We start from the raw sequence: 25,943 nt of genomic DNA on the forward strand, positions 1-25,943 counted from the left end.
CTCAGGTCAGCGGTGCCGACCAGTGCACCCGCGTCCCGCCGGACGTGGCGCGCTCGATGCTGCACCGGCCCTCCGATTCGGTCGCTCGCTGCGCGAGATTGGCCAGGCCGCTGGAGATTACGTCGTCCGGCACGCCGGAGCCGTTGTCCTGTACCAGGATGGTCAACTCGTCGGCGACGGTGATCTCGATCGTCACCGTGTCACCGCCGGAGTGCCGCACCGCATTGCTGACCGATTCGCGCACAACGGCTTCCGCGTGATCGGCCAGTGCGGGACCGACCACCGACAGCGGCCCGTCGACGCGCAGCCGCGCCCGGATCGGGGTCGCCTCGGTCTGCTGCCGGATCGCGTCCTCCAGCCGCAGTCGCAGCGAGGCCCCCGCGCCGCCGTGCAGGTCGAAGATCGTCGTCCGTATCTCGTGCACGACCTCCTGCAGCCGGTCGATCTCGTCCGAAAGTCGTTGCCGGACTTGCGGATCGTCGACCCGCGCCGCCATGCCCTGCAGGCCGAGGCCGACCGCGAAGACCCGCTGGATGACGTGGTCGTGCAGATCGCGCGCGATCCGGTCGCGGTCGGCGAGCACATCGAGTTCGCGCGCCCTGCGCTGCGCCTCGGCGAGCTGCATGGCCAGCGCGGCCTGATCGGTGAAGGCAGCGGCGAGCGCGACGAGTTCGTCGGAGTACGGCGCGGAGTCGGGCGCGCGCACGACGATCAGCACGCCGAGCACCACCCCCGCGGTCTGCAACGGCAGGATCAGCGCAGGCCCGGCCGCGTCGACCGGCGCCCCGAGATCCATGCCGCGCGCGTCGGTCAGCTGCACGGCCGCGCGCTCGGCGAAGGCCTTGCCCGCGGCGGTGTCGGTGAGCCGCACGGTCTGCCCCTCGTCCGGCGCGCTCGCCCGCGACCATTGCGCCACAACGAGTTCCGTGGCCTCCTCGGGTGGGATGCCGGATTCGACCACCGCGAGGATCGCCTGCTCGGACCTGGTCAGCGTGCGCGCGTGCTCGACCACCTGCGCGAGCACCCGATCCGGTTCGGTGCCGGCCAGGAACTCGGTGGCGATGTCCCTGGTCGCCTCGATCCACGCCTGTCTGGTGCGGGCCCACTCGTAGAGCCTGGCGTTGTCGATCGCGATGCGGGTCGCGGTGTCGACGACGGTGCGCAGCGTGTCGAACACGGGGTGCGGCACGGCGTCGGCCATGTCGCTGGTCAGCGCTCGCCGAGTTTGCTGGCCAGCACCGCCGCCTGCGTACGCCGCTCCATGCCGAGCTTGGCAAGCAGCCTCGACACGTAGTTCTTCACCGTCTTCTCCGCCAAGAACATTCGTGCCGCGATCTGCCGGTTGGTGAGTCCCTCGCCGAGCAGCGCGAGCAGCCTGCGTTCCTGCTCGGTGAGCCCGGCCAGCGGTCCGTCGTCGTCCGGTGCGCCGTCGCGCAGCCGGGCCCGCAGCGCGGCGGCGGCCCGGTTGTCCAGCAGCGAACGGCCGGCGCCGACCGTCTTGATCGCGGCGGCCAGCTCCATGCCCTTGATGTTCTTCACGACGTACCCGCTGGCCCCGGCCAGGATCGCGTCGAGCATCGCCTGCTCGTCGGTATACGAGGTGAGAATCAGGCAGCGCAGCCCCTCGACCTCGGCGAGCAGGTCGCGGCACAGCTCGATGCCGTTGCCGTCGGGCAGCCGGACGTCGAGCACCGCGACATCGGGGCGTAGCACGGGAATTCGGGCCATCGCCTGCGCGACATCACCCGCCTCGCCGATCACCGTCAGCTCGGGGTCGCCCTCCAGCAGATCGATCAGACCGCGCCGGACGATTTCATGATCATCGACCAGAAACACCTCGAGCACGTCGGCCTCCCTGTCGCCGTCTAACCGGACGAAAGCAGCCCCACGAATACCACGGGTAGATAACGAGGTTCCGGGTAAGCTTGCAATGAAGTCAACCAGAGGGGCCCTGGGCAGCGGAGCCATAAGGCTCATATGTACGTGGGAACTCGAGCGATGACATATTCAGCGACACTAGATTTCAGCGCGGTTTTCGGATCGCCGCGTGCCTGTCCGGCCTGCGGAGCGGACAGCTTCGACGAACTACCCGATGTCCTGATGCGCTGCGGCGGCTGCGGCGCGCACTGGGGCCCGACCGAGGAAGGGCCCGGCGTCGAAGAACGCAGGCTCCCATGAGGATCGGGCAGATAGTCCCGCCATGGGTCCCGGTACCACCGCCCGCCTACGGCGGCACCGAAGCGGTGGTCGGCAATCTCTCGGTCGGTCTCGCCACGCTAGGCCACGACGTGCACCTGTTCACGGTGGGCGAATCCACCTGCCCGGTGCGCCGATACTCCCTCTACGACCATCCGACCGCGCAGATCGGCGTCGGTGAGGCCGAGCTGATGCACGTGCTCGCGGCCTACGAGACGCTGGCCGACGTCGACATCATCCACGACCACACCTCGCTCGGCCCGTTCGTCGGCGCCATCCAGAACGGTCCGCCGGTGGTTGCCACCAACCACGGTCCCTTCTCGGAGATGCGCCAGGAACTGTTCCGTTCGATGGCGCGCCACGCCAGCATCGTCGCGATCTCGGAGGCGCAACGCCGGCTGGCGGGCAGCGTGCCGATCGCCGAGGTGATCCATCACGGCATCGACCTGAACGCGCACCGATACGGCCCTGGCGGTGGCGGTTACGTGGTTTTCGTCGGCCGGATGAACGAAACGAAGGGCGTGCACCGCGCGGTGCAGATCGCCAGGCTCGCCCGACGCAAGCTGCTCATGATCACCAAGATGCGCGAACCCGAGGAGCGCCGCTACTACACTGAGCGGGTGCGTCCACTGATGGGCCCCGACGACCCCGAACCGCGCGAGGAACCGACCGCGCGCCGGGTCGAATTGGTGCGCCACGCCGACGCGTTGATCAATCCGATCGAATGGCCAGAACCCTTCGGCCTCGTGATGGCCGAGGCATTGGCCTGCGGTACACCGGTTCTCGCGTTCCCCAACGGCGCGGCCCCGGAAATCGTTGACCACGGCACGACCGGATTCCTGTGCCGCGACGTCGATGAGATGGTGGACGCCCTCGATCAGGTGCACACCATCGATCGCAGGGCTTGCCGCGCGGTCGCCGAGCGGCGGTTCGGCAGGTTGCGGATGGCACGCGATCACGAGCGGCTGTATCGCCGTATCTTGGCGCAACGGTCGACCCGGGTCATGGCGCCCACCACGGTGGCGTGAGTTTGCCCTGGGCAATGTCGTGACCCATCCATGGGGCGACGGCTCGGATACGGAGGCGCCGACGGCGATCAATGCCGGGGTCACCCTCGTAGAAGGCTCGACCTTCTGCATCAGTGACGTCAGCGGGGCGATCAGTCCGAATCGCCCGGCGGGCTTGTTCGTTCGCGACACCAGGGTGCTGTCGCACTGGCGACTGACCGTCGACGGGATGGAACCACAACCGCTCACGGTTCGCTACGACGAGCCGTACAGCGCGACGCTGCTCGCCCGCACCGCGCCACGGGCGGGTACCGCCGACAGCACCGCGCTGGTGATCATCGGCAGGCATGTCGGCGACGGTATGCGCGAAGATCTCGTGGTGCGCAACCTCTCCGGCGCACCTCTCGAGTGCACGATCCGGCTGGAACTCGACGCCGATTTCGCCGACCTCTTCGAGGTCAAGGAGGGCCGCATCGGCCACGACCACGAGGTGGTCACCGCGGCGCGCGCGATGGACGGTGCGATCCAGATCAGCCGTGCCGAGCTGGGCGTCGCGGTGACCGTCAGCGGCCGCGGAGCCACCGCGACGGATCGCGAATTATGCTGGGAGACAACCCTTCCCGGGCGCGGCGAATGGTCGGCCTGCATCGAGTACCTGCCCGCTCTCGGCACCGACCCCGCGCCGCCGCGCTACCCATGCGGCACCCCGGTGAACCGCAGCGCCCCCGCGCAACGACTGCGCGAGTGGTACGCGAACTCGCCGACCGTGCAGACCGAAGACGAAACCCTCGCCTCGGTGCTGCAACGCACCCTCACCGATCTCGGCGCGCTGCGCATCTTCGACCCCAACCACCCGGAACGCGCGGTGGTCGCCGCGGGCGCGCCCTGGTTCATGGCGCTGTTCGGCCGTGACTCGCTGCTCACCTCCTGGATGGTGTTGCCGCTCGACCGCAGGCTCGCCGTCGGCACGCTGCAGAGCCTGGCCGACCTGCAAGGGGCGCGAGTGCACGCGGCGACCGAGGAGCAGCCGGGCCGGATACCGCACGAGGTGCGGTTCGGCCGGGCGGCGACGAAACTTCTCGGCGGTGGCACCGCGTATTACGGCACCGCCGATGCCACCCCGCTTTTCGTGATGCTGCTCGGCGAGCTGTACCGGTGGGGACTGGACGCGCGGATCCGCGACGAGCTGCTGCCACACGCGGATCGCGCACTGGAATGGATCGAGCGCTACGGCGACGCGGACGGCGACGGTTTCGTCGAATACCAATGCGCCGCCGAACACGGCCTCGCGAACCAGGGTTGGAAAGACTCCTGGGACGGCGTCAACTTCGCCGACGGCACGCTGCCCGAGGCACCGATCGCCTTGGCCGAGGTGCAGGGCTACGTGTACGCCGCGTATCTCGCCCGCGCCACGCTCGCCGCAGGCACCGGCGACCACCCGGCCGCCGAACGCTGGCGGACCAAGGCCGCACAGTTGAAAACCGCCTTCAACGAGGCATTCTGGCTGCCTGACCGCGGCTGGTACGCGATCGGGCTCGACCGGGACAAGCAGCCGATCGACGCGCTCACCTCCAATATCGGGCACTGCCTGTGGACCGGGATCATCGACGAGGACAAGGCTGAGCGGGTCGCCGACCACCTGCTCGCACCGGAGATGTTCAGCGGCTGGGGGATCCGCACACTGGCCACCTCGATGGGCGCCTACAACCCGGTCAGCTATCACAACGGCTCGGTCTGGCCGCACGACAACGCGATCTGCGCCGCCGGCCTGATGCGCTACGGCTTCACCGACCACGCGAACCGCGTCGTCTCCGCCGTGCTCGACGCCTCGACCCGATTCGGCTACCGGCTGCCCGAACTCTTCTGCGGTTTCGACCGCGCCGAATTCGACATCCCCGTGCCCTATCCGACGTCCTGCTCGCCGCAGGCATGGGCCGCTGCCGCGCCGCTGCTGTTTTTGCGTACGCTGTTGAGACTGGAACCGAGCGTTCCGGAGGGGGTGCTGTCGGTCGCACCGGTGGTTCCCGCTCGCTACCTGCCGCTGCGGGTAGGCGGGTTGCGTGTCGGCTCGGACGTGCTGTCGGTCACCGTCGACGCGGACGGCTGGCAGGTCCGCGGTTTGTCCGGAGACCTGCGGCGGACCTAGCTCCGACCCTTGGCGGAACCCGTCGCAATATCGTCGGCGCGAGCGCTGTTGTAGCTGGTACGGCCCGCGCGAGCGAAACTTGTCGGTGGGTGTGTTTAGCATGACGGCCGGATACGTCTGGAGCCGTTTGTCGGTTCACCCGAACACGATCGAGAAGGGACTCACCTGGTGGCGGAACGCCTCACTGTGCGCGGAGCTCGGGAACACAACCTGAAGGGGGTCGACCTCGACCTGCCCCGCGACAGTCTCATCGTGTTCACCGGACTGTCCGGCTCCGGCAAGTCGAGCCTGGCGTTCGACACGATCTTCGCCGAGGGCCAGCGGCGGTACGTGGAATCGCTGTCGGCGTACGCGCGGCAGTTCCTCGGGCAGATGGACAAGCCCGACGTCGACTTCATCGAGGGCCTCTCGCCCGCGGTGTCGATCGACCAGAAGTCGACCAACCGCAACCCGCGCTCCACCGTCGGCACCATCACCGAGGTGTACGACTACCTGCGCCTGCTGTACGCGCGGGCGGGCACCCCGCACTGCCCGGTGTGTGGCGAGCTGATCGAGAAGCAGACCCCGCAGCAGATCGTCGACCAGGTGCTCGCCATGGAGGAGGGCATCAAGTTCCAGGTGCTCGCGCCGGTGGTGCGCACCCGCAAGGGCGAATTCGTCGATCTCTTCGACCAATTGAACACGCAGGGCTACTCCAGGGTCCGGGTCGACGGCGTGGTGTATCCGCTGACCGACCCGCCGAAGCTGAAGAAGCAGGAGAAGCACGACGTCGAGGTGGTCGTCGACCGCCTGTCCGTCAAGACGAATTCCAAACAGCGCCTCACCGATTCGATCGAGACCGCGCTGCGGCTGGCCGACGGCATTGTGGTGCTGGACTTCGTCGATCGCGACGAGCACGCGCACGACCGGGAGCGCCGCTTCTCCGAGCGGCTGGCCTGCCCGAACGGGCACCCGCTCGACATCGAAGACCTCGAACCACGGTCGTTCTCGTTCAACTCGCCCTACGGCGCCTGCCCGGACTGCTCCGGCCTCGGCATTCGCAAGGAGGTCGACCCGGACCTGGTGGTGCCAGATCCGGCGCTCAGCCTGAACGACGGCGCCATCGCGCCGTGGTCGCGCGGGCAGACCGCGGAGTACTTCACCAGGCTGCTGTCCGGGCTCGCCGAGTCCGTCGGCTTCTCGATGAAGACCCCGTGGGAAGACCTGCCGCTCAAGGCGCGCAAGGCCGTGCTCGAGGGCAGCTCCGACCAGGTGCACGTCTCCTACACCAACCGGTACGGCCGGAAGCGTTCCTACTACGCCGATTTCGAGGGCGTGATGCCGTTCCTGCAGCGGCGCATGGAGAGCACCGAGTCCGAGCAGATGAAGGAGCACTACGACGGGTACATGCGCGACGTGCCGTGCCCGGTCTGCAACGGTGCCCGGCTGCGCCCGGAAATCCTCGCGGTCACCATCAACGCCGGCGGCGACAACAAGTCCATCGCCGAGGTCAGCGACCTGTCCATCGGGGACTGCGCCAATTTCCTGAACTCGCTCACGCTGGGGGAGCGCGAGGCCGCGATCGCCGGGCAGGTGTTGAAAGAGGTGCAGGCCCGGCTCGGCTTCCTGCTCGATGTCGGCCTGGAGTACCTGTCGCTCTCGCGGGCCGCGGCGACGCTGTCCGGCGGTGAGGCGCAACGCATCCGGCTCGCGACCCAGATCGGCTCCGGCCTGGTCGGTGTGCTCTATGTGCTCGACGAACCGTCCATCGGCCTGCACCAGCGGGACAACCGGCGGCTCATCGAAACCCTCACCCGGCTGCGCAATCTCGGCAACACGCTGATCGTCGTCGAGCACGACGAGGACACCATCCGCGCCTCGGACTGGGTGGTCGATATCGGCCCGCTGGCCGGTGAGCACGGCGGCCGTGTCGTGCACAGCGGTCCGTATCAGGAGCTGCTCACCGAACCCGAATCGCTCACCGGCGCATACCTTTCCGGTCGTGAGCGGATCGAGCTGCCGCTCGTTCGCCGTCCGATCAACAGGAAGCGCCTGCTCACCGTGGTCGGCGCGACCGAGCACAACCTGCGCGGCATCGACGTGAACTTCCCGCTCGGCGTGCTCACCGCGGTCACCGGCGTTTCCGGTTCCGGCAAGTCCACCCTGGTCAACGACATCCTGGCGACCGTGCTGGCGAACAAGCTCAACGGCGCGCGACAGGTGCCGGGCAGGCACACCAGGATCAAGGGGCTCGACGACCTGGACAAGCTGGTCCAGGTGGATCAGTCGCCGATCGGCCGCACCCCGCGCTCCAACCCCGCGACCTACACCGGTGTGTTCGACAAGATCCGCACCCTGTTCGCGTCGACCACCGAGGCGAAGGTGCGCGGCTACCAGCCGGGCCGATTCTCGTTCAACGTCAAGGGCGGTCGCTGCGAGGCATGCTCCGGTGACGGCACGCTGAAGATCGAGATGAACTTCCTGCCGGACGTGTACGTCCCGTGCGAGGTCTGCCACGGTGCCCGCTACAACCGGGAAACCCTCGAGGTGCACTACAAGGGCAAGACCATCGCCGAGGTTCTCGATATGTCCATCGAGGAGGGTGCCGAGTTCTTCGAGCCGATCAGCTCGATTCATCGATACCTGAAGACGCTGGTGGATGTCGGGCTCGGGTACGTGCGGCTCGGTCAGAGCGCGCCAACGCTGTCCGGTGGTGAGGCGCAGCGGGTGAAGCTGTCCGCCGAACTCCAGAAGCGTTCCACCGGTCGCACCGTCTACATCCTCGACGAGCCGACCACCGGCCTGCACTTCGAGGACATCCGCAAGCTGCTCAAGGTGATCAACGGTCTGGTCGACAAGGGCAACACCGTCATCGTCATCGAGCACAACCTGGATGTCATCAAGACCTCCGACTGGGTGATCGATATGGGTCCCGAGGGCGGGTCCGGTGGTGGCATGGTCGTTGCCGAGGGAACGCCGGAAGATGTTGTCGCCGTAGCCGAAAGTTATACCGGGCAGTTCCTCCGGGAGGCGCTGGAACAGGCGGGTGCGCCGAAGGCGGCGAAGAAGGTCGCCGCGAAGAAGGCGTCGGCAACCAAGGCTCCTGCCAAGAAGGCTCCGGCGAAAAAGGCCACCAAGGCGGTGGCCGACAAGCCGACCGAAGCGCAAGCCGCTGCGAAAACCGCCACCAAACGTTTGGCGCGCAAGGCCGCCGCCCTGCGCTGATCATTCAGCGAGCGAACAGCTTTCGAGCACGAATCGCGCCTTGGCCCTAGCTGGCCAGGGCGCGATGTCGTTCGTGCGGGCCCGCCGATCTCGGTCGCGGCCCAGTTGGCGGTTGGACGGCGACCCTGTGTTGCACATTGCACATCTATTTTGGTTCTTTGCACAGTGTTCAACCACGAAGGATCATGCAGGTATGCGGGCTGCGGTTGGTTGAATTGTTTTGTACCCGGTAATTCCTTTTGGGGGAAGGGGATTGGGGAAGGCTGGGCAGCGCTTTTGTTATCCCCAGTTGATCTCGTTCGCTCGAGTAATTCCGTGTGATTTCATGGGCAAGTATGAGTCTCATACGCAGAGCCACGGCTCGTCGCTTCGTCACGGTCGTAATCGCAATATTGGCAACGGGTTTCGTCGCCATGCCCAGTTCGTTCGCGGAGCCGCCGACCACTCCGGCGCCGCCCGGATCGATGGCGCCGAGAACACAGCCGATACCACTTCAGCCGGATCAGCAGTCGCGGATCTATTTCAAGATTCCAGCCGCCAACGAAATGGTCCGGCTGCAGACGCATTTCACGGTCCCCCCGAAACCTCCCAGGGTGGGAACAATGTTTTTGTGGCCAGGCCTCGAGCCTCGCGAGGGTGGCCGAAACTACTACCCGATCGGTCTCGGCGTCCTGCAGCCCGTGCTCACCTGGGGTGATGCCTGCGCCCCCGTGCAGCAGCCGCCGACCTACTCGACCTGGTGGATTTCCGGCCAGTACGTCAACGTTTATTCCAAAGACCCCAGCTACGCCGACTGTCACTCCGGCCGGGCGATGTCATTGAAGGTCGGTGAGGCCCTCGACATAGACATCGCCCTTGACCAGGCCACCGGCGTCTGGACGCAAACCATTACCGGAAAATCGGGTTCGGTGCGCTACTCCATCAATATGGGCAAGCAGGCCCAGAACATGGCCCTGTTCGCGATCGAGCCCTGGGACAACGCGACGATCCCCAACCGACTCGTCTTCTCCGACACCACAATCACCTTCCAGAATGCAGCCGAGCAAAGCTGCCTCAGCCCGGAACTCACCTACACCGGAACCGGCGGAACCATCACCGCGCCGACAACCACCGACGGCCGCCGCTGCCACATCGACACCGTCACCGTGAACCCGCCACAGAGTGTGGTGTGACACCTGCCTCGCTCATGCTTCCTTAAACTTCCCTATTGCGATGTTCAATAGGGAAGTTTAAGGTCGTTTAGTGACGAATCGCCTGTACTCAGTGGAGCAAGTCGCCGAGCGCCTCGGCCTGCACGTTCGGACGATCCGCAACTACGTGCGGGACGGGCGGCTCAATGCGGTCCGGATCGGGAAGCAGTATCGGATCGCAGAGGCGGATCTCGAGGCGTTCACTGGGCTACCGGTGCCTGCGACGGCGCGTGAAACGGCGGGGCGGGAGCGGCACACCGAGGTGTCGAGCATCGTTCAGGTCGAGGCGATCAGTGCCGAGCTGGCCGACCGCCTGACCACCCTGCTGATGGGTGCGGCCAACACCCGCTCGGCCGAGGCTGAGCCGCTGCGGATCGAGACGGTGTACGACGCGGAGCGGGCCCGCATGAAAGTGATTGTCCTTGGCGGCCTTGCTGATACGGCGCGGCTGTTCGATTACATGGAAGGGGTACTCGCGTCATGAGCGAGCGAATCATGTCGCTGTGCGCCGTGCGCATGACGGAGCCGAGCGTCAACGAGGGGGAGTCATGAGCACGATTTACAAGTCCGAGAGTGGTGCGAGCCGGGTGCGGCGGCGTTACGAGGAACTGCTCGAGATCTGGCCCGTACCCGCCGAGCACGTGCGTGTGCCGACCGGGGAAGGAGAGACCTTCGTTGTGGTCTCCGGCCCGCAGGACGCGCCGCCCCTCGTTCTGCTGCACGGTTCCGGCGCGAACACGACGATGTGGCGCGGCGAGATCACCTCCTGGGCAACACATTTCCGCACCTACGCGGTCGACATCATCGGCGAAGCCGGTGCGAGTGCGCCATCGCGTCCACCGCTGGACTCCGATCGGCTCGCGCTGTGGCTCGACGATGTCCTGGAAGGTCTTGGGCTCGACACCATTTCGGTCGTCGCGGCCTCCCTCGGTGGCTGGGTGGCGCTGGACTACGCCGTCCGCAGACCGGGCCGGATCACCCGCCTTACCCTGCTGTGCCCCGGCGGTATCGGTGCCCAGAAAATGGGCTGGCTGCCAATAGCGTTGTTCCTCCGCTTCTTCGGACGTCGCGGCGTCCGGCAGACCGCCCGCATCGCCACCGGCCTTGACACAAAATTGACCGAACAAGTCCTCGACGACGTAGTACTCACCTTCACCCAGTACAAGCCGCGCACCGAGCGCCTCCCCATATTCTCCGACGACGCCCTCCGCCACCTGACCATGCCAATGCTGGTAATCGTCGGCACCCGCGACGTCATGCTCGACTCCGCCGCCACCGCGGAGCGCATCCACCGCTGCGTCCCACACGCCACAGTGCACGTACTACCCGAGGTCGGCCACGCGATCCTCGGCCAGACCACCACAGTGTCGAACTTCCTCCTCAACGAATCCCCGCCCACCTGACCACCAGCCAACACACGGTGCCGCGCACGGACTATCCGGCCGCGCATGGATGCTGACGAATAAGCGCGCGGCAAGACAACTCGTGCGCAGCAGTTAAACCGGCATACGGTACGTAGGCGGGCCAGCGGCCGCGTGGGGCCTGGCCGCGCACGAGTTGCCTGGCCGTGCGTGAGCTCGCTGGCAATGGTTGCGCGGCAAGATAATTCGGGCGCGGCAAGCTGATCCGCGCGAGCTGGTGTCACGCGATCGGGGTGGGCGAGGGGGCCTCGCGCGGTTCCATTCCGAGGGCGGTCAGGTCAGTGGTGCGCCGAACCAGCGGGTCAGTGCTTCGCGCAGGCGATCCGCGTCGGAATGCTCGACGTCGTCGCAAGCCCACGCGACGTACCCATCCGGCCTGATCAACATTGCCGCGACGGGTGCGTCGATACTGGTCGCGACGACGAGGTCGACCCGATCACGCCAGCCTTGCGCGACATCGGTGCTGGCCGCGTCACCGATGAGGGTGAGCAACACCGGCCGCGCCTTGCGCAGCAGCTCGGCGACTCGCTGTGTGCCGTCCGAGGTTTCGACGGTGAGTTCGGGGGCCATCCGCCCGGCGAGCGGGTGATCGTCGCCGGTCTCGTAGCGAGTGTCCGACCCGGCCAGCAAGCGTGCGATGTGCGCGGTGTTCTCCGGCCGTTCCAACAGCTCGCCGAGCAGCGTGCGCATCGCGGTCACCTGAGGCCCCGGCGCGAACAGCGCCGCCTGCGCTAGCGTGCTCATCATCACGCGGGCACCGACCGGATGCCGCTCCGCATGGTAGGTATCCAGTAATCCCGCCGGGGCCCAACCGTTTATCGCCGCGGCTAGCTTCCAGCCGAGGTTGGCCGCGTCCTGCAGACCGAGATTCAACCCGGGCCCGCCCATCGCGGAATGCACGTGCGCCGCATCGCCGACGAGGAACACGTTGCCCTCCCGATACCGCTCGGCCTGCCGAGTGTTCTGATTGTCGGTGCGGCGCAACGCATGTGGCCCTGCGCCGTGCGGCGCTGCCATCGGCAGGTCGACGCCGAGCACTCGCCGCGTGCTCGCGCGTAGCTCCTCGAGGGTCATCGGAGTTTCCTCGGGCACCGGTTCGCCACCGAACTCGATGGTCGCGACGAGCGGCCGACCCGGCTCCAGCTCGGCGAAGATGAATCCGCCACGCTCTAGTCGGTTGTGCCCGAACGGAATTCGCCCAAACCCCGGCACTTCGATGCCGCCGTCACCGGTCCGCAGCTCGTCCGGCAGCCACACGTGCCCCATCCGCGCGATGCTGTCGGTTGACGTGTAGCCGGGAAACTCGATGCCGACGTTTTTGCGGACGAAGCTCTTGCCGCCGTCGGCCCCGATCAAGTACCTGGTATCGAGGCGGTAGTTACCGTCGGCACCGGCGACGGTGACGTCGACGCCGCCGTCCCGCTGGGTCAGCGCGCTGAGCCGGTGTCCCCACCGGATATCCACCCCGAGCCCCGCCGCCCACTTTTCCAGCAGCCGAACGAGTTTCGGCTGCGCAATACCGAGCACGGCCATCGGGTTGTCCGCCAGTTCGGCGAACGACAGCGGCAGCCCGCTGAAGAAGAAGGCAGGCGCGGGCTGGGGTGCTCCGGGCGCGCCGCCGAACTCGTGATAGAGCCCGCGCAGGTCGAGGAGCCGAATCACCTGGCCGACAAGGCCGTTCGCCTTGGGCTCGGCGCTCGGGCCTGGCAGTTCGTCCAGCACGATCGGGCGCACACCGGCCAGTGCTAGTTCACCGGCGAGTAGCAGCCCGGTCGGTCCGGCACCGGAAATGACTACGTCGGTAGGTATTTCGGACATGACAAATACACCCCTTGTTCGGTGTGGTTGTTGCGGTGCGCTGTCGGTTCAGCGCGGTGGTTCGGGCAGACCCGCGGCGACTTCGGCGAGGGCGCGGCGGAGCAGTAACGTGATGTGTATCGGTGGGTCCGCGTGCGTATAGGCCACCATGACCGCCTCGATGACGGCGCCGATCATGCCGGTCACCAGTCGCGGATACAGGTCGCGCAGCGCGTCGGTTCCGGTGCGTTCCGCGATCACTTCGAGCCAGTCGGCGGACACCTCTTTGGCCACCGCGAAGCGTAATTCGGCCAGCGAGAACAGCTTTCGGATCTCGGCCAGTTGTGCCGGGTTCGGCAGGTTGAACTGGGCGCCGTCGGCCTCGAACGGCTCGAGCAGGGCCGCGGTGAGCGCGGTCCAGAGCGGCTCGGCCGCGGGGCGATCCCGCAATATCGCCAAGCTGCGTCGGATGCGCACCGACTGCCGGTAGACGATCGCGTCGTTCTTGCCGGTGAAGTAGTTGTTGAACGTGCGCACCGACACCCCGGCGCGGGCCGCGATCTCTTCGCGGGTGACGTTCTCCAGGCCCCGCTCGAAGGCGAGTTCCAGCGCCGCGTCGCTCAGCGCCATCCGGGTGTCGAGCTTCTTGCGTTCGCGCAGTCCGAGCACGTCGTCATCCGGCATGACGACAGCCTACCGAAAAAACGTGCCCGGTGGGCAAAATTTCCCACCGGGAAAAATTACCGGCAGCGCTTACCCGCTAAGTGTCAGGTCGGCGCGCTGCCGCAAGGGGATTCGCGTGAACGAAGGATCAGTAGACCGGGCCGGTGTACTTCTCGCCCGGACCCTTGCCCGGCTCGTCCGGATGCGCCGACGACTCCCGGAACGCGCGCTGCAGCGACTGCAGCCCCTCGCGAATCGGCCCGGCATGCGGCCCGAGGTACTCCACCGACGCCGTGACCAGCCCGGCCAGCGCCGTGATCACCCGTCGCGCCTCGTCCAGATCGCGCCGCGTGCTCGTCTCCGGATCCTCGTCCGCGAGCCCGAGTTTCTCCGCCGCCGAACTCATCAGCATCACCGCGGCCCGGCTGATCACCTCGACCGCGGGGATGTCGGCCAGTTCGCGCACGGAGTTGTCGAGCTCTTCTGTCATGCTCATCAGGCTAGCGACGCGACCTCCGGCGACTGGACTCGGCCGAGCTCGACGCGCGGTCGCCGGGCCGATTCGGCGATAGCCGAACAGAATGTTAGACTTTCCGCTGACGACCGCCCCTGGTTGTGTCTTCTTCCAAGATTTCGAGCCTGGGGCTGATAAGTGGAGCCCGACTCCCACCGTTGCCGACGAGCGATCGTCAGGTCAAACGGTCCGGTCACCCGCCTTCTCGGAGGCGGGTTTCTTGTGCAGGGGTTCTCTCGCGAGAGCCACGCACAAGATCGCACGCGAGTCTTTGGCGTGCGCTGATCGGTCGACCTCGGGCCCCGATGCGGAATACCGCAGCGGGGCTTTTGTGTTGAAAAGGGGTTGCAGTTATTGCGTGCGGTCGTCCTGACGACACCGCTTGACCTAGGAGGCCCCATCAGCACTGAGACCCGCATCAACGATCGCATCCGTGTTCCCGAGGTCCGACTCATCGGACCCAGCGGCGAGCAGGTTGGGATCGTGCGTGTTGAAGATGCACTACGCGTCGCCATGGAGGCAGATCTCGATCTCGTCGAGGTCGCTCCGGATGCACGTCCGCCGGTCTGCAAGATCATGGACTACGGCAAGTTCAAGTACGAGACGGCGCAGAAGGCGCGCGAGTCTCGGAAGAACCAGGTGCAGACCGTGATCAAGGAGCAGAAGCTCCGCCCGAAGATCGACGACCACGACTACGCGACCAAGAGGGGCCATGTCATGCGCTTCCTCGAGGCCGGGTCGAAGGTCAAGGTCACCATCATGTTCCGCGGACGTGAGCAGTCAAGGCCCGAACTGGGCTACCGGCTGCTGCAGCGTCTCGCCGCGGACGTGGCGGACCTGGGGTTCGTCGAAACCTCGGCCAAGCAGGACGGTCGCAACATGACCATGGTCCTCGCGCCCCACAAGGGTGCGAAGACGCGAGTGAAGGCACAGCAGGAGTCCGCAGCTCCGCGGCCGCAGCAGCCCGCTGCGCAGCAGAGCCCCGCGCCCGCTGAGGCCGTCGCCGCAGACAGCACGCCCGCCGCGGCTCCGGCCGAGCAGGCCGACCCGCCGCAGTAATACCGATAAGAGCCGGCGGTCCGCAAGGGCCGCCGGGACGAGACAGATTAGAGGAATCCATGCCGAAGATGAAGAGCCACAGCGGCGCCTCGAAGCGATTCAAGGTGTCGGGCCGAGGCAAGCTGCTTCGCCAGCAGGCGAACCGTCGCCACCTGCTCGAGCACAAGTCGACCCGCCGGACTCGTCGTCTGGATGGCACGGAGGCCGTCGCGTCCGTCGACGTCCCGCGCGTGAAGAGGCTGCTCGGTCTCTGAACTGAGACCTAGCGAGCAACCGCGTTCCGGATTCCGGACGCCGACCAACTGACCAACCTCCGGGTGCCGCATGCGCCCCCTAGATCGACAAAGGACTGACCCATGGCACGCGTCAAAAGGGCCGTCAACGCTCAGAAGAAGCGTCGTTCCATCCTCGAGGCCTCCAAGGGCTACCGCGGCCAGCGTTCGCGGCTGTACCGCAAGGCCAAGGAACAGCAGCTGCACTCGCTCACCTACGCCTACCGGGACCGCCGGGCGCGCAAGGGTGACTTCCGCAAGCTGTGGATCGCCCGCATCAACGCCGCGGCGCGTCTGAACGACATCACCTACAACCGCTTCATCCAGGGCCTGAAGGCCGCGGGTGTCGAGGTGGACCGCAAGATCCTCGCCGAGCTCGCCGTCTCCGACGCCGAGGCGTTCGCCGGTCTCGTCGCGATCGCCAAGGCCGCCCTGCCGCAGGACGTCAACGCCCCGGCTGCGTAAAGTCGTTGACGAGCGGGTATCTTTCGGAACGACCCGTGGAAGCGCTCTCCGAGCGCAATCCACGGGTCGTTTCCGCTGTCAAGCTCCAGCGCGGTGCCCAGCGCCGCAAGACCGGACTCTTCCTCGCCGAAGGCGCCAATTCGGTTGCGGCCGCACTGGATACGGGGCGGGTGCGGGAGCTGTTCTACTCCGCCGATGCCGCTGCTCGTGAGCACGAGTTGGTTTCCAACGCCGCCGGGATGGGTGTGCGCACCACACTGGTCAGCGACCGCGCCGCCAAACAGCTCGGCGAAACCGTCACCGCGCCAGGGCTTGTCGCGGTCTGCGAACTGATCGACGTGCCGCTGGCCGACGTGCTCGCCACGCAGCCCCGCATGCTCGCCGTACCCGTCGAGATGGCCGAACCCGGCAACGCCGGAACCCTCATCCGAGTCGCCGATTCGGTCGGTGCCGACGGGGTGGTGCTGGCCGGCGACTCGGTCGACCCACACAACGGCAAGTGCGTGCGCGCCAGCGCTGGCAGCCTGTTCCATGTGCCGATCGCGCGGCACCGCGAGGTCGGCGAAACACTGGATTCCCTTGCGGCGGCAGGCATCACGATCCTGGCGACCGCCGCGAACGGCGAGGTAGACCTCGACGACGCCGACGAACTGTTCACCGAACCGGTCGCCTGGCTGTTCGGCAACGAAGCGCACGGCTTGGATCCGGCGGTCGCGCAGCGTGCCGACCACCGCATCCGCATCCCGATCCGCGGCCGCGCGGAAAGCCTCAACCTGGCCACTGCGGCCGCCATCTGCCTGTACGCGAACTCCCGCGTGCGCTACGCGGACTAGGTCCAGCCGCACGCCCGCTGATCTCCCGCACCGCGACTCGCCGCACTAACACGCGTACGTGTGTCAGAAGTAGTGCGGCTGCCAGCTCAATCGCTGAGTGGTATCGCGCAGTCGTTCAACATCTCGACCGCCCACGGCGTCTCGACCGCGTCGGGGCCTGCTACCTGAATCGCGCTCAAGACGGTGAGCAGCATGCCGGTGGCGATGAACTCGCGGGTTCCGTGTGCATCGGCGCCGGTGAGATCGCGCACCAGCTGATAGATCTTGCCGAACCGGTCGCGCACGTCATCGCCGATCGTCGCGTCCCCGCTCGCCGCGAAGCCGTGCAGGAACAGTTGCAGCATTTCCCGGTCGTCCAGGAAGGTCTGGAAGCCGTGGCCGAGGGCGTCAAGCGCCACCTCCGGCGGCACATCGGGCGCGGCCGTTTCGCGCGCCGTACGGAACACCTCTTCGATCCGATCGCACACCCGATGCAGCGCGCTGAGGAACAGGTGCTGCTTGGTGCCGAAGAGCCGGATCACATAGGGCTGGGAAACCCCTGCGCGCCTGGCGATTTCGTCGGTGCGAGTGGCCGCGTACCCGGATTCGGCGAATGCGGAGACGGCCGCGAGTAGCACCTGCTCGCCGCGCTCGGAGGCGGTCATCCTGACCCTGGTCGAACTCGACATCGTGCTCCATTCCGTGTGTCGCCCCCCAGGTATTGACATGTTATCAGTCGATGCATACTCTTCGAATCACTAGTTATCAGTGAATAACAACTAAGGCTGGACATGACCGAAACCCTCGAACCGGCCGCCTCGCTGGCGCCCGTCGAGCCCACCAAGCCCATGAGTGGCCGCGCGGTCGCGGCAGTGCTCGCCGCCGTTGGCATCCCGATGTTCATGGTCACGCTCGACAACCTCGTCGTGACCAACGCCTTGCCGGTCATTCGTACCGAATTGGGCGCGTCCCTGTCCGACCTGCAGTGGTTCATCAACGCCTACACGCTGTCCTTCGCCTCGCTACTGCTCACTGTCTCCGCGATCGGTGACCGGCTCGGTCGCCGCCGGATCTTCCTGGCCGGCATCGCGCTGTTCACGGTCGCGTCGGCGGCGTGCGCGCTGGCCACCGAGCCGTGGATGCTGATCGCCGCCAGGGTTGTGCAGGGCTTCGGCGGCGCCGCGGTCATGCCGCTCTCGCTGACCCTGCTTTCGGCGGCGGTGCCGGAACGGATGCGTAGCGCCGCCATCGGGATCTGGGGTGGCATCGCCGGACTCGGCGTCGCGGTCGGGCCGCTCGTCGGCGGTGCGGTGGTGGACGGGCTGAGCTGGCAGTGGATCTTCTGGCTGAACGTGCCCATCGGCATCGTCGTCGTGCCGTTCGCGGCACGCGTGCTGCGCGAGTCGTACGGCGGCACCAGGCGGCTCGACCTGTTCGGGCTTGTGCTGTCGGCCAGCGGTGTGCTCGCGGTGGTGTGGGGCGTGATCCACGGCGCCGACGACGGCTGGACCTCGGCCACCGTGCTCGGCAGTTTCGTCGTCGGCGCGGTGCTGCTGGCCGGTTTGATCGCATGGGAGCTGAAGACACCCGATCCGATGCTGCCGCTGCGGCTGTTCCGCTCGCGGGCCTACCGGATCAGCAATGCGACGAGCTTCACCTTCGCCATGGGCGTCTTCGGGTCGATCTTCCTGCTGGCGCAGTACTTCCAGGTGGTGCAGGGCTACAGCCCGCTGCAATCGGGCATTCGCACGATGCCGTGGACGATGGTGCCGATGGTGGTCGCCCCGATTTCGGGTCTGCTCGTCGACCGGGTCGGCCCCCGCGCGCTGCTGGCGTCCGGTCAGCTGCTGTTGGCGATCGCGCTCGGCTGGATGGCCGCGATCACCACCGTCGACGTCGGCTTCGGCGCTTTCGTCGGGCCGTTCGTGCTCGGCGGGATCGGCATGGGACTGACCATGCCGCCGAGCGCGTCGGTCGTCATGGCCAGCGCCGCCCCGGACGATCGGGCCATGGCATCGGGCACCAACAGCACCCTGCGTGAAGTGGGTGTCGCGATGGGTGTCGCCGTGCTCGCGTCCGTATTCGCCTCGCACGGTTCGTATCTCAGCCCGCAGGCCTTCGTCGACGGTCTCGTGCCCGCGATCTGGGTCGGCGCCGCCATCGTCGCGGTCGGCGCCGTCCTCTCGCTCCTGCTGCCCGCCAAGCTCACGCAGGTCTGACGCGATCCGGGGGGAGTGCCCACGTGATGCCAGCCGAATCTGCGGATGAGGCTGGTATCAGTGCGTGGCGTCGCCCGAAATCGGGACGGCAATGTCGTGTGGTTCGTGGTGGCGGCGTCGCGTGCGCAGGGCGGCAACGTCGGGTGTCGACGGATGCGCCCACCGCTGGGAACCATCCCGCGACACGGGCACGATCGTCGTGACTCGGCGGTGTTATACCAGGGCGGGCGGGGTATCGCGGGCCAGCGGGGAATCCGCGTGAATCGGATATGACGCATCCAATAGGATTCCACCAGCAGCAATGTGGGTAGGGAACGAGCCGTACCCGCGAACCGATCCCCAGGGGAGAGTCGAACCATCGTGGCCGACGACAACGACGCAGTCGAGCAGAACGCGACGCTGACCGAGGAGGCACTGGCCGCCGCGGCGGCGGCCGCCGAGAAGGCGTTCGCCGCTGCGGCCGACCTGGACGCGCTCGCGGTCGCGAAAACCGAGCACCTCGGCGGCAAGGCGCCGCTTGCGCTGGCGCAGCGCGCGCTCGGCAGCATCCCGAAGTCCGAGAAGGCCGACGCGGGCAAGCGGGTCAACGTCGCGCGGGCCAGGGTGTCCGAGGCGTTCGACACCCGCCGTGCCGCACTGCTCGCCGAGCGCGACGCGGCGGTGCTTGTCGCCGAGGCGATCGACGTGACGTTGCCCGCGCGCAGGCATCCGTTCGGTGCCAGGCATCCGGTCAGCGTCATCTCCGAGCAGGTCGCCGACGTGTTCGTCGCGATGGGCTGGGAGGTCGCCGAGGGGCCGGAGGTGGAGACCGAGCACTTCAACTTCGACGCACTCAACTTCCTGCCCGACCACCCGGCCCGCACCATGCAGGACACCTTCCACATCGCGCCGGAGGGCTCGCGCCAGGTGCTGCGCACGCACACCTCCCCGGTGCAGGTGCGCTCGCTGCTCGAACGCGACCTGCCGATCTACGTGGTCTGCCCCGGCCGCACCTTCCGCACCGACGAACTCGACGCCACGCACACCCCGATCTTCTCCCAGGTCGAGGGGCTGGCCGTGGACAAGGGCCTGACCATGGCGCACCTGCGCGGCACCCTGGATGCGTTCGCGCGGGCGCTGTTCGGGCCGGACACGCGAACCAGGATGCGCCCCAACTACTTTCCGTTCACCGAGCCCTCCGCCGAGGTCGACGTCTGGTTCCCGGACAAGCGGGGCGGCGCGGGCTGGGTCGAATGGGGCGGCTGCGGCATGGTGAACCCGAAGGTGCTGATCGCCAGCGGGATCGATCCCGAGGTGTACAGCGGGTTCGCGTTCGGCATGGGCCTGGAGCGGACGCTGCAGTTCCGCAACGGCATCCCGGACATGCGCGACATCGTCGAGGGCGATGTGCGTTTCACGCTGCCCTTCGGCAACCGGTCCTGACCCCACCCTTCGATCGAGAGAGCGAAACGTCAAGTGCGAGTAGCGCAGTCCTGGCTGACCGACATCATCCAGCGCACCAACCCCGACTGGTCGGTGACGCCGGAGGAACTCGACGCGGGGTTCGTCCGTGTTGGTCTCGAGGTCGAAGAGGTCGACAAGCTCGAGCCCATCACCGGTGATATCGACAAGCCGCTTGTCGTCGGCCGCGTCGCCGAGATCACCGAGCTGACCGAGTTCAAGAAGCCGATCCGGTTCTGCAAGGTGGACGTCGGCAACCCGGACCTGCAGGAAATCGTCTGCGGCGCAACCAACTTCGCCGTCGGCGATCTGGTCGTCGTTGTGCTGCCCGGTGGTGTGCTGCCCGGCGGATTCGCGATCTCCTCGCGCAAGACCTACGGGCACGTCTCCAACGGCATGATCTGCTCGGTCGCCGAACTCGGTATCGGCAAGGATCATGCGGGCATCCTGGTGCTGGAGCCGGGCACCGCCGAGCCGGGCGCGGACGCGAATGAGCTGCTCGGCCTGGACGATACGGTCATCGAACTCAACATCACCCCGGACCGCGGCTACTGCTTCTCGGTGCGCGGCCTTGCCCGCGAACTCACCTGCGGCTTCGACCTCGACTATGCGGACCCGGCCGTGCGCATCCTGCCCGACGACGAGCCTGACGCCTGGTCGATCCGCCTCGAACCCGACTCCAAATGCACCCGCTTCGCCGCCCGCCGGGTCACCGGCATCGATCCGAATGCGGTGAGCCCCTGGTGGTTACAGCGCCGGTTGCTGCTGTCCGGGGTACGCCCGATCTCCCCGGCCGTCGACGTCACCAACTACGTCATGCTCGAACTCGGCCAGCCGCTGCACGCCTTCGACGCGGCCAAGCTGAACGGCGGCCTGGTGGTGCGCACCGCCAACAAGGGTGAGACGCTGCGCACCCTCGACGAGGTGGAGCGCACCCTCGACGCCGAAGACGTGGTGATCGCCGATGATTCCGGCGTCGTCTCGTTGGCCGGTGTGATGGGCGGCGCGAGCACCGAGGTCGGCGCCGAGACGACCGATATCCTGCTCGAGGCCGCCACCTGGAACCCGCTGCTCGTCTACCGCACCTCGCGCAGGCACAAGCTGGTGTCCGAGGCTGGCAAGCGCTACGAGCGCGTCGTCGACCCGGAGATCAATGTGGCCGCGCTCGACCGCGCCGCCAGCCTTCTGGCCGAAATCGCCGGTGGCACTGTGGCATCCGCGCTCACCGACGCTCGCGTCCCGGTGCCGTCCGCGCCGCCGATCCGGATGGACATCGACCTGGCCGACCGGGTCGCCGGTGTCGTCTACCCGACCGGCACGTCCGCGCGCCGGCTCGCCCAGATCGGCTGCATCGTCGAGGTCGCCGTCGACGAGACCACCGGGCACGGTCAGCTAGAGGTCACCCCGCCGAGCTGGCGGCCCGACCTGGCCCAGCCCGCCGACCTGGTCGAAGAGGTGCTGCGGCTGGAGGGGCTCGAGCAGATCCCGTCCGTGCTGCCGACCGCGCCCGCCGGACGCGGCCTCACCGCCACCCAGCGCCGCCGCCGCGCGGTCAGCCGGGCGCTCGCCTTCGCCGGTGCCGTCGAGGTGCCCGCGCCGGTATTCCTGCCCGCCGGTGTCTTCGACACCTGGGGTCTGGACGCCGACGACCCGCGCAGGGCGACCACCAGGGTGCTGAACCCGCTCGACGTGGAGCGCGCCGAGCTGGCGACCACGCTGCTGCCCGGCCTGCTGGAAGTGGCCGCCCGCAACATCTCTCGCGGCGCCCGTGACCTCACCATCTACGGCATCGCGCAGGTGGTGCTGACCGGCGACAATGTGCATCCGGTCGAGGCGCTGCCGGTCGATCGTCGCCCCACCGACGAGCAGATCGCCGATCTGCTCGACTCGCTGCCCGCCCAGCCCGTGCACGTCGCTGCCGTCCTCACCGGCCGCCGCGAACCGCGCGGGCCGTGGGGTCCGGGTCGTCCGGCCGAGGCCGCCGACGCGTTCGCCCTCGCCGACGCGGTGGCCGACGCGGCGGGCGTCACCATCGAACGCCGCACCGCCGCCGAGCTGCCGTGGCATCCGGGTCGCTGCGCCGAACTGGTCGTGGACGGCACCGTCGTCGGCTACGCGGGCGAACTGCACCCCGCCGTGCTGGAACGTTCCGGTCTGCCGCAGCGCACCTGTGCCGTCGAACTCGACCTCGATGCCCTGCCGTTGCTCGAATCCCGCCCCGCCCCAACGATTTCCCCGTTCCCGGCGGTACTGCAGGACGTCTCGGTCAGCGTCGAGAAGGCGACCCCAGCGGCCGCCGTCGAATCGGCCCTGCGCACCGGCGGCGGCGAACTCCTCGAGGACATCGCCCTGTTCGACGTCTACGAGGGCACCCAGGCGGGCGAGGGCCGCAAGTCCCTCACCTACGCCCTGCGCTTCCGTGCCACCGACCGCACGCTGACCGAGGACGAGGCCAGCGCCGCCCGCGACGCCGCGGTAGCGGCAGCAGCGAACGCCGTCGGCGCGGTACTGCGCGGCTAGCCAACACGCGATCAGGCCCGGAAACCGAAGCTTCCGGGCCTGATTCGGCGGAGAATCCGCTACATGCCGCACGCCTTGTCGAGGGTGGACATGGCGGATTGCAGGCCTTGGTCCTGGAGGACGGTGGGGAGTTCCTCATCGGACGCCGAGGCGGCTTTGTTCAGGTAGGGCACTGCGGCGGTGATCGCGGTTTTCACCTGGCCTTCGTCGGCATTGGCCGCAGCGGTGTCCAACTTCGCGGCCGCGTTTCCGAACGCCGCCTTCACCTGCGCGGCAGACCCGCCGCTGTCGGCTTTGGACGCGTTGATCCCGGCGGTCAGCTCGTTGGCCATCGCGCTGACCGACGCGCAGGTATCCGCGTCGGGGACGGCACCCGCTGGCACAGCCGCAGCGGTGATACCGGCGAGAGCCGCCACGAGCGTCACAGTCGCGAGAATCGTTGTCCGCATAGAAGAAGTTCCCTTTCGTCGGTTGACAATCCCCGACCTGTATACCCGTTCCGGTAGCCCGCGAAGCCGCCTGATTTCCGGTGAGTCGCGCGAACGTCGTGCGGGTCGAGTGACCAAAACGCGCGGGGGAGGGGTAAGAACGACAGCATGCGACACCCGGCCAGTCCGATACTGAACGCGCTGACGTACATGCCGGATCGGCAGATCGTGCAGACGCCGGCCATCCTCGGGATGGCCTACACCGATCTGTCGATCAGCACGGCCGACGGTGAGACGCTGCACGGGTGGTGGGTGCCGGCGCCGAAGTCGATCGGGCACATTCTGTTCGCGCACGGCAACGCGGGCAATGTCGGCGATCGGGTCGCGTTGTTCGCGCTGCTCGTCGAGGCCGGGTTCGATGTGCTCGCGTTCGACTATCGCGGATACGGGCGCAGCACCGGCCGTCCGACCGAACACGGCACCTACCTCGACGCCCGCGCGGCGCGCCGGGTGCTGCTCGAACAACCCGGCGTCGATCCGAATCACGTTCTCTACCTTGGGAAGTCGCTCGGTGGCGGCGTCATGATCGAACTTGCTCAGGCACATCCACCCGCAGGACTGATGCTGATGTCCACCTTCTCCGGCCTGCGCGACGCGGCCAGATCTGTTTACCCGTTCCTGCCGCGCCCCTTCGTGCCCGACGCGTACCCGAGTGAACGGCGCATCCGCACCCTGCGCGCCCCGGTCCTGATCATGCACGGCGATCAGGACGAACTTCTGCCGCTGCGGCACGCCGAACGTCTCTACGCCGCCGCCCGCGAACCGAAACGTCTGAAGGTGTTCCCCGGCGCCGGCCACAACGATCTGATCATGGTCGGCGGCACGACCTGGTTCGAGCTTGTGCGTGACTGGGCCGGTGCGATAGTCCGGCCGTAAGCCCTGTTCGCAACGCACGATCGAGCGGCAGCCGCTGCGTAGCCTGGTCATATGACTGAGAACAGCGAGATCGCGGCCCGTTTAGCGGCGCTGACCGATGGTGAATTGGTCGGCGTACTGCTGGTCGCCACCGCGGAACGTCCCGGATTCGACGTCGTGCACGCCGCGCTGCTCGGCCTCCTCGATTCCGGTGATGCGCAGACCGTCAGCGGTGTGACTCCTACCACGATGCCGACATCGGTGCATGACGCGCCACCGCTGCACGACGTATCCGGCCAGGTCGGAGGCACCTCTGCGGTACCCGCGGTACCGGTACCGCCGACCGGTATCTCGGCACCGACTGAGACAGGCGGATATTCGACTTCCGGTGTCCCTACTTGGGGGTCAGTTCGCGATAAGGTCGAGCAGCGCTTCGGCACCGCGCAGGGGATGAGCGAGCTCGATCAGCAGACTCCGGCGGGCCGCAGCGCCGACGAGCAATGGGACGCGCGCGAGCAGGCGGCGCGTGAACGCCTGGATCAGATACGGAAGTCGTTGCGCGGCAACGACACCGAAACACACGGACCGTAACCTGGCCGGGCGCACCGTACTACGACTGTGAATGGGTGGAACGCGATGACGGAGCCGCGCGAGATTGCTGAACGGCTACTCGATGCACAGGTGGAATTCGTGCTCGCCGAGGTCACCGGCGACCGCTTCGCGGAAGTTGTCGCCCGCGATGTCGAGTCGGTGCTCGGCGTCGCAGACACCTTGGTCTTCCGCGATATCGTCGAGGTCGATCAGGCCAAGCAGACCGTCGCGACCATCATCGACCTGATCGGCGGCAGCCCGGTCATCGCCGACATGGTCGGGGTTTTCGCCGATTCGATCTACGACCACATCGCGAACAACAACGAGTACACCCTCGGCCAGGTGGTCGACCGCGCACCGGTCGAGGCGTTGCTGGAGAAGATCTTCGGCATGCATCAGGCGCAGGAGCGCATCCTGGACCGGCTCACCGAGAGCCCGCTGGTCGCGACCGTGGCGTCGAAGTTCGTCGACAAGTTGATCTCCGACTTCATGGAGGCCAACAAGCAGATGGCCGGGAAAATCCCCGGCGTCTCCTCGCTGATCTCGATGGGCCAGTCCGCGGCCAAGACCGCGCGCAAGGCGACCGAGAGCACCTTCATCGGCGACATGGCAGGCAAGGGCGCGGTTTTCGCGCTCAAGCGCACCAACAACGCGATCCGTGAAATGCTGCGCGACGCACCGGTGCACGACGCCGCCATGGAATTCTGGGATCTGCACGCCGACGAGCCGGTGAGCGGCCTGCGCGATTATCTGTCGCAGAAGGACCTGAACGAGCTCGTGCTGATCTGCTACGAAATCGCGGTCACCACGCGGGAGAAGGAATACTTCGGCCTGCTCGTCGACGAATGTGTCGAGGTGTTCTTCGAGAAGTACGGCGATTACACCCTGGCGGCCATGCTGCCCGAGCTCGGCCTGACCGCCGAAGCCATCGCCACCGAAATCCTGCGCTACGGCCCCGCGGTCATCGAGGGCGCGAAGCGAAACGGCGTGCTGTCCACGTTGATTCGGGAGCGGCTCGCGCCGTTCTACACCTCCGAGAAGGTACTCGCGATTCTCGGCGGCGCGTAACCTCCTCGGTCGCTTG

At 67.3% G+C, this 25,943-nt stretch carries 23 protein-coding genes; 16 read left to right on the forward strand and 7 right to left on the reverse strand.

The features are described from left to right. Nucleotide 1: 1 nt before the first annotated feature. On the reverse strand, nt 2-1,201 hold the full coding sequence (locus OG203_RS40290) for a sensor histidine kinase (protein ID WP_405162438.1): 1,200 nt from the start codon (nt 1,199-1,201) through the stop codon (nt 2-4). 8 nt (nt 1,202-1,209) lie between these two features. Beyond that, the gene (locus OG203_RS40295; RefSeq protein ID WP_405162439.1) at nt 1,210-1,845 is read right to left on the reverse strand and encodes a response regulator; all 636 of its coding nucleotides are present in this window, start codon (nt 1,843-1,845) and stop codon (nt 1,210-1,212) included. Between the two features lie 329 nt (nt 1,846-2,174). On the opposite strand from OG203_RS40295, the gene OG203_RS40300 reads away from it, so the two are divergent. The 6 genes from OG203_RS40300 to OG203_RS40325 all read left to right on the forward strand — a co-directional run bounded on the left by OG203_RS40300 (nt 2,175) and on the right by OG203_RS40325 (nt 11,146). Next, entirely contained in the window at nt 2,175-3,224 is a 1,050-nt protein-coding gene (locus OG203_RS40300; protein WP_405162440.1) for a glycosyltransferase, read from the forward strand. A 19-nt stretch (nt 3,225-3,243) separates the two neighbouring features. Then, nucleotides 3,244-5,349 carry a glycogen debranching N-terminal domain-containing protein gene (locus OG203_RS40305; protein ID WP_405162441.1) on the forward strand — a complete coding sequence of 702 codons (2,106 nt, stop codon included), beginning with the start codon at nt 3,244-3,246 and terminating at the stop codon, nt 5,347-5,349. A gap of 168 nt (nt 5,350-5,517) precedes the next feature. Beyond that, nucleotides 5,518-8,553 carry an excinuclease ABC subunit UvrA gene (uvrA, locus tag OG203_RS40310; protein WP_405162442.1) on the forward strand — a complete coding sequence of 1,012 codons (3,036 nt, stop codon included), beginning with the start codon at nt 5,518-5,520 and terminating at the stop codon, nt 8,551-8,553. Nucleotides 8,554-9,155: 602 nt separating this feature from the next. Further along, nucleotides 9,156-9,725, forward strand: coding sequence for a hypothetical protein (locus OG203_RS40315; RefSeq protein WP_405162443.1), 570 nt, complete (start codon nt 9,156-9,158; stop codon nt 9,723-9,725). Between the two features lie 70 nt (nt 9,726-9,795). After that, complete coding sequence (locus tag OG203_RS40320) at nt 9,796-10,227, forward strand: helix-turn-helix domain-containing protein (protein WP_405162444.1); 432 nt, start codon at nt 9,796-9,798, stop codon at nt 10,225-10,227. Nucleotides 10,228-10,291: 64 nt separating this feature from the next. Next, nucleotides 10,292-11,146, forward strand: coding sequence for an alpha/beta fold hydrolase (locus OG203_RS40325; RefSeq protein WP_405162445.1), 855 nt, complete (start codon nt 10,292-10,294; stop codon nt 11,144-11,146). A 291-nt stretch (nt 11,147-11,437) separates the two neighbouring features. Here the strand turns inward: OG203_RS40325 and OG203_RS40330 are convergent, their stop codons facing one another. The 3 genes from OG203_RS40330 to OG203_RS40340 all read right to left on the reverse strand — a co-directional run bounded on the left by OG203_RS40330 (nt 11,438) and on the right by OG203_RS40340 (nt 14,114). Continuing rightward, entirely contained in the window at nt 11,438-12,982 is a 1,545-nt protein-coding gene (locus tag OG203_RS40330; RefSeq protein WP_405162446.1) for an FAD-dependent monooxygenase, read from the reverse strand. Nucleotides 12,983-13,030: 48 nt separating this feature from the next. Then, nucleotides 13,031-13,645 (reverse strand): TetR/AcrR family transcriptional regulator, encoded by a 615-nt coding sequence (locus OG203_RS40335; RefSeq protein ID WP_405162447.1) that lies wholly within the window; start codon nt 13,643-13,645, stop codon nt 13,031-13,033. A 127-nt stretch (nt 13,646-13,772) separates the two neighbouring features. After that, nucleotides 13,773-14,114, reverse strand: coding sequence for a DUF1844 domain-containing protein (locus tag OG203_RS40340; protein WP_405162448.1), 342 nt, complete (start codon nt 14,112-14,114; stop codon nt 13,773-13,775). A gap of 369 nt (nt 14,115-14,483) precedes the next feature. On the opposite strand from OG203_RS40340, the gene infC reads away from it, so the two are divergent. The 4 genes from infC to OG203_RS40360 all read left to right on the forward strand — a co-directional run bounded on the left by infC (nt 14,484) and on the right by OG203_RS40360 (nt 16,767). Further along, a complete protein-coding gene (gene infC / locus OG203_RS40345) occupies nt 14,484-15,197 on the forward strand; it encodes a translation initiation factor IF-3 (protein ID WP_405162449.1) in 714 nt (237 codons plus the stop codon). 59 nt (nt 15,198-15,256) lie between these two features. After that, nucleotides 15,257-15,451, forward strand: coding sequence for a 50S ribosomal protein L35 (gene rpmI / locus OG203_RS40350; protein WP_040689021.1), 195 nt, complete (start codon nt 15,257-15,259; stop codon nt 15,449-15,451). 102 nt (nt 15,452-15,553) lie between these two features. Next, a complete protein-coding gene (rplT, locus tag OG203_RS40355) occupies nt 15,554-15,934 on the forward strand; it encodes a 50S ribosomal protein L20 (protein ID WP_107655317.1) in 381 nt (126 codons plus the stop codon). A 35-nt stretch (nt 15,935-15,969) separates the two neighbouring features. After that, entirely contained in the window at nt 15,970-16,767 is a 798-nt protein-coding gene (locus OG203_RS40360) for a TrmH family RNA methyltransferase (RefSeq protein ID WP_405162450.1), read from the forward strand. Nucleotides 16,768-16,853: 86 nt separating this feature from the next. On the opposite strand, the gene OG203_RS40365 is transcribed toward OG203_RS40360, so the two are convergent. Continuing rightward, complete coding sequence (locus OG203_RS40365; protein WP_405162451.1) at nt 16,854-17,435, reverse strand: TetR/AcrR family transcriptional regulator; 582 nt, start codon at nt 17,433-17,435, stop codon at nt 16,854-16,856. A gap of 102 nt (nt 17,436-17,537) precedes the next feature. On the opposite strand from OG203_RS40365, the gene OG203_RS40370 reads away from it, so the two are divergent. The 3 genes from OG203_RS40370 to pheT all read left to right on the forward strand — a co-directional run bounded on the left by OG203_RS40370 (nt 17,538) and on the right by pheT (nt 22,925). After that, nucleotides 17,538-18,965, forward strand: coding sequence for an MFS transporter (locus OG203_RS40370; RefSeq protein ID WP_405162452.1), 1,428 nt, complete (start codon nt 17,538-17,540; stop codon nt 18,963-18,965). A 360-nt stretch (nt 18,966-19,325) separates the two neighbouring features. After that, nucleotides 19,326-20,387 (forward strand): phenylalanine--tRNA ligase subunit alpha, encoded by a 1,062-nt coding sequence (gene pheS / locus OG203_RS40375; RefSeq protein ID WP_405162453.1) that lies wholly within the window; start codon nt 19,326-19,328, stop codon nt 20,385-20,387. Nucleotides 20,388-20,420: 33 nt separating this feature from the next. After that, nucleotides 20,421-22,925: a phenylalanine--tRNA ligase subunit beta gene (pheT, locus tag OG203_RS40380; protein WP_405162454.1), complete on the forward strand. Its 2,505-nt coding sequence runs from the start codon at nt 20,421-20,423 to the stop codon at nt 22,923-22,925. Between the two features lie 59 nt (nt 22,926-22,984). On the opposite strand, the gene OG203_RS40385 is transcribed toward pheT, so the two are convergent. Continuing rightward, entirely contained in the window at nt 22,985-23,374 is a 390-nt protein-coding gene (locus OG203_RS40385; protein WP_405162455.1) for a hypothetical protein, read from the reverse strand. Nucleotides 23,375-23,521: 147 nt separating this feature from the next. Here OG203_RS40385 and OG203_RS40390 point away from each other — a divergent pair, with 147 nt between their 5' ends. Genes OG203_RS40390 through OG203_RS40400 form a run of 3 tightly spaced genes read left to right on the forward strand, consistent with a single transcriptional unit; the run spans nt 23,522 to nt 25,927 of the window. Next, complete coding sequence (locus tag OG203_RS40390; protein ID WP_405162456.1) at nt 23,522-24,289, forward strand: alpha/beta hydrolase; 768 nt, start codon at nt 23,522-23,524, stop codon at nt 24,287-24,289. Nucleotides 24,290-24,340: 51 nt separating this feature from the next. Continuing rightward, nucleotides 24,341-24,859, forward strand: coding sequence for a hypothetical protein (locus OG203_RS40395; RefSeq protein WP_405162457.1), 519 nt, complete (start codon nt 24,341-24,343; stop codon nt 24,857-24,859). Nucleotides 24,860-24,904: 45 nt separating this feature from the next. After that, entirely contained in the window at nt 24,905-25,927 is a 1,023-nt protein-coding gene (locus OG203_RS40400; RefSeq protein WP_405162458.1) for a hypothetical protein, read from the forward strand. Nucleotides 25,928-25,943 lie beyond the last annotated feature (16 nt).

Source organism: Nocardia sp. NBC_01499, from assembly GCF_045040275.1.
Taxonomy (GTDB): domain Bacteria; phylum Actinomycetota; class Actinomycetes; order Mycobacteriales; family Mycobacteriaceae; genus Nocardia.